This window comes from Clostridium sp. JNZ X4-2 (assembly GCF_054889485.1).
On sequence record NZ_CM142685.1, the window covers coordinates 776,784 to 789,242 of the forward strand.

Genomic DNA, 12,459 nt, shown 5'->3' on the forward strand with positions numbered 1-12,459 from the left:
TTTCAGAGCCCGAAATTACCAGTATATATGCATACTATAAATATGCGAATATATAATAATCTTCTTTCATCCAGACTGTACTGTCGGCTTCGGAATTTCACCGAAATCATGCCTTGCGGCTCGTGGGCTATACCACCGGTAGGGAATTGCACCCTGCCCTGAAGACTGATATTAATTTTTTTAAATTATAGCATTTAGCAGGGGGATTGTCAATAACAAACAATTTACAGTTTATGTAATTTTATAACTCAAAATGGGGTTTCACAATTGCTATATTTATTTGTATATTCTTTAATGTTTTGTTACAATAAAATTGTTCAAGACAAAATTGGTGAAACATAGGGGAATATATTTTATTTTACTATTTGTATTTATAAAGTAGTAAATAATGGGGGCAAAATTATGAGTAGAATATTGAAAATAGGCAAAAAAAATTTTGAAATTGGCAAAAGAACCTATATTATGGGTATATTGAATGTTACACCGGATTCCTTTTCCGATGGAGGAAAGTTTAATAATATAGATCGGGCCGTAGAACATGCTGAAAAGATGGAAGCTGAAGGTGCGGACATAATAGATGTGGGAGGAGAATCCACAAGACCGGGTCATGTGCCCGTAGGGCAGAATGAAGAGATTGAGAGGGTTATTCCCGTAATAGGTACACTTAAAAAATACATAAAGATACCTGTTTCAGTGGATACATACAAGGGAAAAGTGGCAGAAGAGGCTGTAAAAGCCGGAGCGGATTTGATAAATGATGTATGGGGCTTCAAAAAAGATCCATATATGGCAGAAGTGACAGCTCATTATAAAGTTCCATGTTGTCTTATGCACAATAGAAATAATAGAAATTACGAAAATTTAATGGAAGATCTGTTAAGTGATTTAAAAGAAAGTGTAGATATAGCTTTAAAGGCTGGAGTAGATCCGGAAAATATAATATTGGATCCAGGCATAGGCTTTGCAAAAGATTATGAACAAAATTTAGATGTCATGAATAATTTAGATCAGATTTCAAAGCTGGGATATCCTGTGCTTTTGGGAACTTCCAGAAAGTCCATGATAGGAAATGCATTGAAGCTTCCCACAGATGAAAGAATGGAAGGCACTGTGGCTACAACGGTAATAGGCATAATGAAAAACTGTGATTTTGTAAGAGTTCATGATGTGAAGGAAAATAAAAGAGCTGCAATGATGACAGATGCAATATTGAGAAGATAGGCATTTGAAAGCTGCATTGTGACTTATTTTAGGTTATTTATAGGGGGGGAAAATGTTGAGTAGTTATTACTTAACATGATTAATGATGGATGATGTCAAAATTAAAAAAGCAGTAAAAATGATTATTGAAGCTATAGGAGAGGATCCTGAAAGAGAAGGATTGGTGGAGACACCGGATAGAATTGCCAGGATGTATGAGGAAATATTTTCTGGATTAGGACAAAGTCCTGAAAGGCATTTAAAAAAGGTATTTACAGTGGACAGTGCTGATATAGTACTGGAAAAGGATATTGTGTTTTATTCCATGTGTGAACACCATTTTATGCCTTTTTACGGTAAAGTACATATTGCCTATGTTCCCGATGATAAAGTTGTTGGTTTGAGTAAATTGGCAAGGACTGTGGAGGTTTTTGCAAAAAGACTTCAGCTTCAGGAGAGAATGACCATTCAAATTGCAGATTCAATAATGAAATATTTGAATGCAAGGGGAGTTATGGTAGTTGTAAAGGCGGAACATATGTGCATGACCATGAGGGGAGTTAAGAAGCCAGGCAGTAAAACCGTTACCACTGCCACTAGAGGGATATTCAAGGAAGATCCCAGATATAGGGAAGAAGTATACAGAATGCTCAATATAGAATAAAAGTGTGGTGTTTATTGTGGAAAAGGTCAATGGCATATTGAAAAATCATGATTTTTGCACATATTTATCTCGTATAGATGATATGGAAAGAACCAGGAAGTTTTGCAGGCACGGTATCTGTCATCTTATGGATGTGGCCAGAATTGCATACATAATGGTGCTTGAAAAAAATATAAAGGTGGAAAAGCAGATAATATATGCCGCTGCACTGCTTCATGATATAGGAAGAGGAGAGCAGTATGAAAAAGGTATACCTCATGAAACTGCAGGTGTTGAAATTGCTGAAAATATATTGGAAGAATGCGGGTTTGATGAATATGAAAAAAAACAGGTGCTGAATCTTATAGGAAACCATAGAAAGTCGCATAATGGAAACTTGTTACAGAGGATATTTTATAAAAGTGACAAAATATCCAGGAAATGCTTTATGTGCAGTGCTTTTTCCCACTGCAGCTGGCCGGATGAAAAGAAAAATTATGGTATTGAGTATTGAGAACAGTTGGGAGGTTCCACATGGACATTATATGTATAGAGGATTTGGAGGTTTATGCACATCACGGAGTAAATCAAGCGGAAAAAGATATGGGCCAAAAATTTTTGATATCTTTAAAATTGTATCTTGATTTAAGAAAAGCCGGGAAGAGTGATGATCTCAGCAGTACTATAAATTACGCAGTGCTCTGCAGTGAGGTGGAAGAGGAATTCAAAAAGAAAAAATATGATCTTATTGAAACATCAGCAGAAGTTTTGTCGGAGTTTATATTAAAAAAATATACAAGAGTGAAACGGGTGAAGGTGAAAGTTAAAAAACCCTGGGCACCTATAGGCAAGCCGCTTAAATGGGCGGCAGTGGAAGTGGACAGGCGTTGGCACAGGGCCTATATTTCTGTGGGATCCAATTTGGGAGACAGAGAGCAGAATATAAAAGATGCTGCTGACATTATAAATTCTTCTGATTCCAGCAGAATAGCCAAAATGTCCAAATTATATGAGACAAAGCCTGTAGGATATTTAAAACAGGGCAATTTTTTAAATGGAGCTCTGAAATTGGAAACTTTATTGGAGCCGGAAGAACTTATAGATTTTTTAATGCAGGTGGAAAAGAAATTAAAGAGGGAAAGAAAAATAAAGTGGGGTCCCAGAACTCTGGATCTGGATGTGGTTTTATATGATAACCTGGTTACTGCAGATGAAAAGATAGTCATACCCCATCCCAGAATGCATAAAAGGCTGTTTGTATTAAAACCTCTGTGTGATATTGCACCCTATATTGTACATCCTGTTTTAAATGCCAGAATAATAGATTTGACCACTGAATTGGAAAAAACAGAAAAAATGTGAAGTGATTCAGCCTTTTGAATTTATACTTTTCAAAAGGCTGTTTTTTTATTTGTTCGTGATATTCCGGATAAATTGCTGAAAATCCTGTATAGTGATTTTTCATCTGAATTTATGTATATGGTTTCCTCTTGAAAATTCAATTCAGGTTCAATGTTCAAGTTTCTCAATTCATTGAAGAATGAGCTTATATTCCTTCGTGCAATCTCACATAATTTCTTTATATATTATATAAAAACAAGTGATTTTCTTCAATAGGCGGGGCCTAGGTACATTAAAATCAACATGATCTTTCCCAGGCGTGTCAATATAAGCATAATGGAGAAATAAATATATTCAAAGAGGAAATAAAAGATAAATTGAATTAATAGGGATATTATATAAAGAAAATATGACAAAATATGATAAAATATCAAATGTTGTCGCAAGTAGATATAAGCTTGACAGGCAGATATCTTGGATGTTTTATAAAATTTCAGAGTTGAAAAAACTTAAAGAATTTAAAAAAACATATTGACAAAGAGAAATACAGATGATATACTATAAAAGCTGTCTAAAGAGATGGCAGGTAATTGAAGATGATCCTTGAAAATTAAACAGAATAAAATATAAGGAAAACTTATATAAGAATAAACCAGCAATTCTTTTGAGCTGCAGCAGCAGCAAAGAAAGTAATTTCGTAATATTTTGTATGTTATGTTCAGTAGTAAAGCATCATTTATGATGTTATACATACTTAGCGTAATGTATCTAAAATTAATAATAACGAGCAGTTCCAGGAAAACCTTGAGCCAGGAGCGGAGTTTACTTAAGTAAATGAGCACCGCAGGGTCGGGTTTGACGAAGAAATGCGAAGTTAGTATTAATTTTCTAAAGAGGCAATAAGCCTGAAATTGGCAGTAACGAGTACAGCAAGGAAAAGGCTGAATGAGGAGCAGAGTTTACTTACGTAAATGAGCACCGGAATGAAGCATTTGACGCAGCTGGACGAAGTTAATGGCAATTTTAAACAGAGCCATATAAACTTTTAAATTAAGAGTTTGATCCTGGCTCAGGACGAACGCTGGCGGCGTGCTTAACACATGCAAGTCGAGCGATGAAGCTCCTTCGGGAGTGGATTAGCGGCGGACGGGTGAGTAACACGTGGGTAACCTGCCTCAAAGAGGGGGATAGCCTCCCGAAAGGGAGATTAATACCGCATAACAAGTATGATTCACATGGATGGTACTTTAAAGGAGTAATCCGCTTTGAGATGGACCCGCGGCGCATTAGCTAGTTGGTAGGGCAACGGCCTACCAAGGCAACGATGCGTAGCCGACCTGAGAGGGTGATCGGCCACATTGGAACTGAGAGACGGTCCAGACTCCTACGGGAGGCAGCAGTGGGGAATATTGCACAATGGGCGAAAGCCTGATGCAGCAACGCCGCGTGAGTGAAGAAGGTTTTCGGATTGTAAAGCTCTGTCATCTGGGACGATAATGACGGTACCAGATGAGGAAGCCACGGCTAACTACGTGCCAGCAGCCGCGGTAATACGTAGGTGGCAAGCGTTGTCCGGAATTACTGGGCGTAAAGGGTGCGCAGGCGGACATTTAAGTGAGATGTGAAATACCCGGGCTTAACCCGGGCAGTGCATTTCAAACTGGGTGTCTGGAGTGCAGGAGAGGAGAACGGAATTCCTAGTGTAGCGGTGAAATGCGTAGAGATTAGGAAGAACACCAGTGGCGAAGGCGGTTCTCTGGACTGTAACTGACGCTGAGGCACGAAAGCGTGGGTAGCAAACAGGATTAGATACCCTGGTAGTCCACGCCGTAAACGATGAGTACTAGGTGTAGGAGGTATCGACCCCTTCTGTGCCGCAGTAAACACAATAAGTACTCCGCCTGGGAAGTACGATCGCAAGATTAAAACTCAAAGGAATTGACGGGGGCCCGCACAAGCAGCGGAGCATGTGGTTTAATTCGAAGCAACGCGAAGAACCTTACCTGGACTTGACATCCCCTGAATATCTTAGAGATAAGAGAAGCCCTTCGGGGCAGGGAGACAGGTGGTGCATGGTTGTCGTCAGCTCGTGTCGTGAGATGTTAGGTTAAGTCCTGCAACGAGCGCAACCCCTGTTGTTAGTTGCTAACAGTAAGATGAGCACTCTAACAAGACTGCCGCGGTTAACGCGGAGGAAGGTGGGGATGACGTCAAATCATCATGCCCCTTATGTCCAGGGCAACACACGTGCTACAATGGGTAGGAACAACGAGACGCAAGACCGCAAGGTGGAGCAAACCTCAAAAACTACTCTCAGTTCGGATTGCAGGCTGAAACCCGCCTGCATGAAGCTGGAGTTGCTAGTAATCGCGAATCAGCATGTCGCGGTGAATACGTTCCCGGGCCTTGTACACACCGCCCGTCACACCATGAGAGCTGGCAACACCCGAAGTCCGTAGTCTAACGAAAGAGGACGCGGCCGAAGGTGGGGTTAGTGATTGGGGTGAAGTCGTAACAAGGTAGCCGTAGGAGAACCTGCGGCTGGATCACCTCCTTTCTAGGGAGTCGAAAGATGATTGTAATGATTGTCTTAAAAAAATTGGTAGTAATGAGCAGATCAAGGAAAGGCTTGAGCGAGGAGCAGAGCTTACTAGTGTAAGTGAGCACCACAGTGAAAGACTTGACGAAGAAATGCGAAGTTAATAGCGATTTTTAATGGTTTAATCTATGTAAGGTAATCCGCTTTATTCTGTTTAATTTTGAAGGATCATAAGTCAGTTGACAATTAAGAATTGACAATTGACAATTGAATTCTTTAATTCAATTGTGCAGTGTAAATTATACACTGTGAATTGAAAAAAAATTTGTCCTTTGAAAATTGCACAGTAAATAAGAAATAAAAGAATTGATAGTAACGAGCAGAAATGTGAAGCTAATATCAATTTTAGAAACAAAGCTAAGGTTAGAAATAACCTTTGTAGTATATAAGTATAACTAGTTTATACTTATTTGTAAGTTATGACGTAAGTTATAACTGAGAACCAATGTAATTAAAATTAATAGCAGCGGACAAGACAAGGAAAAACCTGAGTGAGGAGCAGAGTTTACTAATGTAAATGAGCACCGAAGGGAAGGTTTTGACGCAGTATTGTGAAGCTGATAGTAATTTTTAAGAAAATTGATAGTAACGAGTACAGCAAGGAAAATACCGAAGGAGGAACGGAGTTTACTAGTGTAAATGAGTACCGGAGTGAGGTATTTGACGCAGCTGGACGAAGTTAATGGCAATTTTAAAACTAAAGGTCAAGCTACAAAGGGCGCATGGAGGATGCCTTGGCACCAGGAGCCTAAGAAGGACGCGATAAGCTGCGAAAAGCTCTGGGTAGGCGCAAATAGCCAGTGAACCAGAGATATCCAAATGGGGAAACCCACCCAGACAACGCTGGGTACTGCATGTTGAATAAATAGATATGCAGAGGCAGACCCGGGGAACTGAAACATCTAAGTACCCGGAGGAAGAGAAAGAAACATCGATTTTCCAAGTAGCGGCGAGCGAAAGGGAAAGAGCCCAAACCAGAAACTTGTTTCTGGGGTTGAGGTCAGGTCATAAAAGCAGGGAAGACTTAATTGAATACAACTGGAAAGTTGAGCCGCAGAAGGTAACAGCCCTGTAAGTGAAAAGGAAGAACTGCGAGACCTGAACCAGAGTACCACGAGACACGAGAAACCTTGTGGGAAGCAGGGAGGACCACCTCCCAAGGCTAAATACTACCTGGTGACCGATAGAGAAGAAGTACCGTGAGGGAAAGGTGAAAAGAACCCCGGGAGGGGAGTGAAATAGAATCTGAAACCGTGTGTCCACAAATAGTCGAAGTACGATAAAGTACGACGGCGTGCTTTTTGTAGAACGAGCCAGCGAGTTACGATATGCAGCAAGGTTAAGTACTTAAGGTATGGAGCCGGAGGGAAACCGAGTCTGAAGAGGGCGAGAAGTTGTATGTTGTAGACCCGAAACCGGGTGACCTATCCATGGCCAGGTTGAAGCGGAAGTAAAATTTCGTGGAGGACCGAACCACAATGGTGTTGAAAAACCATGGGATGAGCTGTGGATAGCGGAGAAATTCCAATCGAACCCGGAGATAGCTGGTTCTCCTCGAAATAGCTTTAGGGCTAGCGTTGAGAGTGAGTAATGGAGGTAGAGCACTGAATGGGGTAGGGGCTGACAACAGTTACTGAACCTTATCAAACTCCGAATGCCATAAACTTGAATCTCAGCAGTCAGACTGCGAATGATAAGATCCGTGGTCAAAAGGGAAAAAGCCCAGACCACCAGCTAAGGTCCCGAAGTGTAAGTTAAGTGGAAAAGGAAGTGTGATCTCTAAGACAACTAGGATGTTGGCTCAGAAGCAGCCACTCATTTAAAGAGTGCGTAATAGCTCACTAGTCAAGAGGTCATGCGCCGAAGATGTCCGGGGCTAAAACTTACCACCGAAGCTGTGGGCTTGAAAGAGCGGTAGAGGAGCATGCTGTCCAGGGAGAAGCCGTACCGGAAGGAGCGGTGGACAGGACAGGAGAGAGAATGCTGGCATAAGTAGCGAGAAATAAGTGAGAATCTTATTGGTCGAAAACCTAAGGTTTCCTGAGGAAGGTTCGTCCACTCAGGGTAAGTCGGGACCTAAGCCGAGGCCGAAAGGCGTAGGTGATGGACAATCGGTTGAAATTCCGATACCGCATATAGATGAAAAAGACCAGAAGGGATGACGCAGGAGGATAGGATGTGCATACTGTTGGAGGTATGTCTAAGCAGTGAGTGAGAATACAGAGGGAAAACCATGTATTCAATTGCGAGCTGTGAAGGGGAATCCGAAAGGAGAAGTATCTGATATCACACTGCCAAGAAAAGTCTCTATGGAATTTATGTGTGCCCGTACCGCAAACCGACACAGGTAGGTGAGGAGAGAATCCTAAGACCATCGGAAGAATTGTTGTTAAGGAACTCGGCAAATTGACTCCGTAACTTAGGGAGAAGGAGTGCCTCGAAAGAGGCCGCAGAGAAAAGGCTCAAGCAACTGTTTATCAAAAACACAGGTTTCTGCTAAAGCGAAAGCTGAAGTATAGGAGCTGACGCCTGCCCGGTGCTGGAAGGTTAAGGGGAATACTAAGCAGCAATGCGAAGGTAAGAACTTAAGCCCCAGTAAACGGCGGCCGTAACTATAACGGTCCTAAGGTAGCGAAATTCCTTGTCGGGTAAGTTCCGACCCGCACGAATGGCGTAATGATTTGAGCACTGTCTCGACAACAAATCCGGCGAAATTGAAATGCAAGTGAAGATGCTTGCTACCCGCGATTGGACGGAAAGACCCCGTAGAGCTTTACTGTAGCTTATCACTGAATTTCGGTATTGTCTGTACAGGATAGGTGGGAGACATGGAAGGAGTGGCGTCAGCCATTTTGGAGTCGATGTTGGGATACCACCCTGACAGTACTGGAATTCTAACCGGGTGCCATGAAACTGGCAACGGGACAATGTTAGGTGGGCAGTTTGACTGGGGCGGTCGCCTCCAAAAGAGTAACGGAGGCGTACAAAGGTTTCCTCAGAAGGGTTGGAAATTCTTCGGAGAGTGCAAAGGCATAAGGGAGCCTGACTGCGACACATACAGGTGGAGCAGGGACGAAAGTCGGTCTTAGTGATCCGGTGGTACCTCGTGGGAGGGCCATCGCTCAACGGATAAAAGCTACCTCGGGGATAACAGGCTGATCTCCCCCAAGAGTTCACATCGACGGGGAGGTTTGGCACCTCGATGTCGGCTCGTCGCATCCTGGGGCTGAAGTAGGTCCCAAGGGTTGGGCTGTTCGCCCATTAAAGCGGCACGCGAGCTGGGTTCAGAACGTCGTGAGACAGTTCGGTCCCTATCCGTCGCGGGCGCAGGAAATTTGAGAGGAGCTGTCCTTAGTACGAGAGGACCGGGATGGACTGACCTCTGGTGAACCAGTTGTTCCGCCAGGAGCACAGCTGGGTAGCTAAGTCGGGAAGGGATAAACACTGAAAGCATCTAAGTGTGAAGCCCCCCTCAAGACAAGATTTCCCACAGCGAAAGCTGGTAAGACCCCTTGAAGAACACAAGGTGATAGGTCAGAGGTGTAAGCGTGGCAACATGTTAAGCTGACTGATACTAATAGGTCGAGGGCTTGACCAAAACAAAATGAATAAATATTTACTGTGCAATTTTCAGAGGACAACACATATCAAAGTTAAAATAAGATGATATTAGTATGAATCAATTTATTTTGATAAAGTTATATGATAAATAAATTGGTAGTGACGAGCAAGATGAGGAAGAATATGAACGAGGAGTGGAGTTTACTAATGTAAATGAACACCGCAGTGAATGTTTTGACGAAATATTGCGAAGTTAATAGCAATTTATGATAATAATATCTGGTGGCAATAACGTGAAGGCAACACCCCTTACCATTTCGAACAGGAAGGTTAAGCTTCACAGTGCCCATGGTACTGCAGGGGAGGCCCTGTGGGAGAGCAGGTCGCCGCCAGGTAAAATTGTTCCGTGGTAGCTCAATGGTTGAGCATTCGGCTGTTAACCGAAGGGTTGGAGGTTCGAGCCCTCTCCACGGAGCCATTTTTTATTTTTTGAGATATTAATCTGCAGCCCATATAAAATTTTGGGCTGCTTTTTTATTAGCCCCTTAGGTTTGTTTATAGGATAAAACCACTACAGTGCTTACAATACATATTCCGCCTATAACATCAGATGCAGCAAAAGGTATATTTAACCACATTATAGATACAATAGTGGCGGATAAAGGTTCAACACAGGACAGTAAACTTGTTTCTGATGCTTTTATGTATTTTGTACTTGCCGAATACCAATAAAAAGATAAGAGAGTTCCAAATACAATTATAAAGAGTATACCCAGTATTGAGTTGAAATTATATTGGCCTTTGATTTTCCAGACAGGATGTACAAAAGAAAAAGCTAGTCCACCTAAAAGCATCCCCCATCCAATTACAATATCACATCCCCATTTTTTAATTATATAAAAAGGCTGAAGTACATAAAATGCTGCAGCAAAAGCTGATAAGATTCCCCAGAATAAAGCTGAGTTAGAAATAGCCAGAGAATGAATATTACCTTTGGTGACAATAAAAAATGTACCCAGTAAAGCCAGTATAATTGACAAGAATTCTCTTGAACTTGGCAATTTTTTAGAATGAATTACAAGATAAAGTACAATTATTACAGGATTTAAATACTGAAGTATAGTTGCTGTAGCTGCATTTCCATATTTAATGCAGACGAAATACCCATATTGTGTTCCTATTAAACCAAATGTGCTAAATAATATAATATGTCTTCGACCGTATTTGGATTTCCATATATCAAATATTTTTTTACCTTTTTTAAAATATATCAGTATTAAAAAAATAATTCCAGATGATAAAAGCCGGATATCTGTAAGCCATTCAGGACTTATATTTTTATATTGAAAAAGATATTGGGCTATTGGACCGGATATACCCCATAACATTGAAGATATAACTACCAGCAATATCCCTTTGGTTCTGGAATGAAATTTTAGTATAAGTTTGTCATTCATATGTATTCCTCTCAATGTAATATAGACTATTCTTTAGCTATCTTGTTTCCATCACTTGTAAGCAGGATGGATCCATCTACATCAGTTCTATAAATTTGTATGCCTTTCTTTTTAAGCTTATTTATTGTTTTTTTAGTTGGATGTCCATATTTATTATTTTTACCACAGCTTATTACAGCTGCCTTAGGATTGACTTTATTTAAAAACTCATCTGAAGTAGAACTTGAACTTCCATGATGTCCAACTTTTAATACATCTGCTGAAAGATCATAATTTTTATCTATCATCTCTCTTTCGCTTTTATTTTCAGCATCTCCTGTAAATAAAAATTTAGTAGTTCCATAAGTAATTTTTAGAACTACGGAATAATTATTGGTATCTTCATAGTCCGTGTTATTAGGGGCCAACACCTCAGCTGTGGTGTTCTTTCCCAAGTTTAATTCAGTAGCACTAGGAGTTGGAACGTTTATTTTCATATTTTTTCTTTTTAATGCAGTTATCATGCTCTCAAAGGTTCTGGTATTAGATGTTTTCTTTGGAGCGTAAAATTTATTTATATTATATTTTTTTATTACTGAACTCATGCCGCCTATGTGGTCCTCATCCGGGTGAGTTGCAATTACATAATCCAGTTTTTTTATTCCTTGTCCAGATAAATAGGACAGTAACTTATCTTTACTATCATTTGGCCCTGCATCTATTAGAAGGTTTTTCCCATTGACTTGAACGAGTTCACTGTCACCCTGACCTATGTCTATATAATGTACTCTAAGTTGAGGTGATTGAGTTTTTTGGTTTAATACATTGATATCACCAGCACATCCTGAAAATAAAAAAAGCATTGACAGAAATATGCTGATGATATTCAAATATTTCTTTATCAAATTCACAATTTCAGCAACTCCTTTCCCTATCCTCTGATATATTAATTTCCAATATATATTTTTTCAGATATTCTTTGTTTTATAATATAGGATAGGTTTAATATCTCCTCTTTTGAAAGATTATCCGTATATATGGGTTTGCATATGCTCATTTTAACCTGGGCCGGTTTTATTGAATTGTGCCTATTACCTTCTCTTAATTTATAACTTCCATCTATGGCAATGGGAACTATAGGAACCTTGGATTTAAAAGCCAATTTTAAACTTCCCTTTTTAAATTCGCCTATTTTCGGACCTTTACTTCTGGTACCTTCAGGGAATATTACCATACTGTGCCCGCTCTTTAAGATTTTGATACCCTCATTTATGGATTTTATGGATTCACGTATATTTTGTCTATCTATAAAGACACAATTGATTTGTTTCATCCAGTAGGTAATCAATCTAAATTTGGTTATTTCTTTTTTTGCTATAAATCCAACTGTTCTATTAAGTGATGAAATTATTATAGGTATATCAAAAAATCCCTGATGATTGGCAATAAACAGACAGGGAACTTGCGGAATATTTTCTTCTCCCTCTATTTTAATTCTAGCATTTACAAGTCTTAAGATAAAAATTGCCCAATTTTTTACACAGTTGTATATATAATTTTCAATAGCCTCTTTATTGCCTGTTTTTTTTATTCTATCCAGTTGAAATTTTTTTACCCAGGTATTTACCATGTAAAGAATAAAAATTAAATAAAAAAAAATGGTTTTTAACATGAATTAA

Annotated in this window: 7 protein-coding genes, 1 tRNA gene, 3 rRNA genes and 1 riboswitch; of the genes, 8 read left to right on the top strand and 3 right to left on the bottom strand. The window is 39.9% G+C overall.

Annotated elements, in window-relative coordinates; genetic code table 11:
* Nucleotides 1-54 precede the first annotated feature (54 nt).
* Nucleotides 55-170, bottom strand: a riboswitch (FMN riboswitch).
* Between the two features lie 244 nt (nt 171-414).
* From folP to ACYUJ6_RS03700, 8 genes are all read left to right on the top strand, one after another.
* Nucleotides 415-1,221 (top strand): dihydropteroate synthase, encoded by an 807-nt coding sequence (gene folP / locus ACYUJ6_RS03665; protein ID WP_461845431.1) that lies wholly within the window; start codon nt 415-417, stop codon nt 1,219-1,221.
* An 85-nt stretch (nt 1,222-1,306) separates the two neighbouring features.
* Nucleotides 1,307-1,864, top strand: coding sequence for a GTP cyclohydrolase I FolE (folE, locus tag ACYUJ6_RS03670; protein WP_461844511.1), 558 nt, complete (start codon nt 1,307-1,309; stop codon nt 1,862-1,864).
* Between the two features lie 16 nt (nt 1,865-1,880).
* Nucleotides 1,881-2,357: an HD domain-containing protein gene (locus tag ACYUJ6_RS03675; protein WP_461844512.1), complete on the top strand. Its 477-nt coding sequence runs from the start codon at nt 1,881-1,883 to the stop codon at nt 2,355-2,357.
* Nucleotides 2,358-2,377: 20 nt separating this feature from the next.
* On the top strand, nt 2,378-3,205 hold the full coding sequence (gene folK / locus ACYUJ6_RS03680; protein WP_461844513.1) for a 2-amino-4-hydroxy-6-hydroxymethyldihydropteridine diphosphokinase: 828 nt from the start codon (nt 2,378-2,380) through the stop codon (nt 3,203-3,205).
* Nucleotides 3,206-4,230: 1,025 nt separating this feature from the next.
* Nucleotides 4,231-5,741, top strand: a 16S ribosomal RNA gene (locus ACYUJ6_RS03685).
* A gap of 744 nt (nt 5,742-6,485) precedes the next feature.
* Nucleotides 6,486-9,381 (top strand): 23S ribosomal RNA (locus tag ACYUJ6_RS03690).
* Nucleotides 9,382-9,622: 241 nt separating this feature from the next.
* Nucleotides 9,623-9,739: ribosomal RNA gene (gene rrf, locus ACYUJ6_RS03695) — 5S ribosomal RNA — on the top strand.
* Together the 16S, 23S and 5S rRNA genes with 1 tRNA gene alongside form the textbook arrangement of a ribosomal RNA operon.
* Nucleotides 9,740-9,747: 8 nt before the next feature.
* Nucleotides 9,748-9,822: transfer RNA gene (locus ACYUJ6_RS03700), tRNA-Asn, on the top strand.
* A gap of 67 nt (nt 9,823-9,889) precedes the next feature.
* Here ACYUJ6_RS03700 and ACYUJ6_RS03705 read toward each other — a convergent pair.
* From ACYUJ6_RS03705 to ACYUJ6_RS03715, 3 genes are read right to left on the bottom strand one after another with little or no spacing between them, the layout of a single operon-like run.
* Entirely contained in the window at nt 9,890-10,801 is a 912-nt protein-coding gene (locus tag ACYUJ6_RS03705) for a DMT family transporter (protein ID WP_461844514.1), read from the bottom strand.
* A 26-nt stretch (nt 10,802-10,827) separates the two neighbouring features.
* Entirely contained in the window at nt 10,828-11,691 is an 864-nt protein-coding gene (locus ACYUJ6_RS03710; protein ID WP_461844515.1) for a ComEC/Rec2 family competence protein, read from the bottom strand.
* Nucleotides 11,692-11,726: 35 nt separating this feature from the next.
* Nucleotides 11,727-12,452, bottom strand: a complete 726-nt coding sequence (locus ACYUJ6_RS03715; RefSeq protein WP_461844516.1) for a lysophospholipid acyltransferase family protein — start codon at nt 12,450-12,452, stop codon at nt 11,727-11,729.
* Nucleotides 12,453-12,459 lie beyond the last annotated feature (7 nt).

Coding starts and splice junctions, on each gene's coding strand:
- ACYUJ6_RS03705 (WP_461844514.1), bottom strand. CDS start 10,801: ATGAATGACAAACTTATACTAAAATTTCATTCCAGAACCAAAGGGATA.
- ACYUJ6_RS03715 (WP_461844516.1), bottom strand. CDS start 12,452: ATGTTAAAAACCATTTTTTTTTATTTAATTTTTATTCTTTACATGGTA.
- folE (WP_461844511.1), top strand. CDS start 1,307: ATGGATGATGTCAAAATTAAAAAAGCAGTAAAAATGATTATTGAAGCT.
- folK (WP_461844513.1), top strand. CDS start 2,378: ATGGACATTATATGTATAGAGGATTTGGAGGTTTATGCACATCACGGA.